This is a genomic window from Bacillus sp. TL12, from assembly GCF_022625245.1.
Taxonomy (GTDB): domain Bacteria; phylum Bacillota; class Bacilli; order Bacillales; family Bacillaceae_G; genus Bacillus_A.
Map to the genome: position 1 here is coordinate 1 of NZ_JAJJBY010000227.1, position 374 is coordinate 374.

Consider the following 374-nt stretch of genomic DNA (forward strand, 5'->3'; position numbering starts at 1 on the left):
GGTTCTGTTGCGAAGTTTTGTTAAGGTTAAGTGGTGCCAACAAAAAGTTGTACATTTTATGCGGTTGTTAGTAGCTCCTGTAATTCATTGTACGTCGAAAAACCGAAGTCTGAGCCAAGACTTCGGTTTCGTTTATATAAAGCATGAATGGTTTCGATGCCTTTCAAGGTACGGGAAGCGTGGCGAAGATTTTGAAATCCTGCGGATTTGGAAAATCTTCGCTTCACATGCCTATGGTCCTGTTCAATGAGATTGTTCAAATGCTTGATTGTACAATGAATTGTATTTATATAAAAGCCTTGTTCCCTTAATTTGTTAAATGCGCAAAGTAATGCTGGTGCTTTGTCTGTAGTGAGAACCGCTGGTTCTCCAAA

1 protein-coding gene is annotated in these 374 nt (G+C 39.6%); it reads right to left on the minus strand.

Annotation, left to right across the window (positions count from 1 at the left end):
• Nucleotides 1–56: 56 nt before the first annotated feature.
• On the minus strand, nucleotides 57–374 hold a 318-nt coding region (locus LOK41_RS28690; RefSeq protein WP_241819465.1), incomplete at its 5' end, for a DDE-type integrase/transposase/recombinase.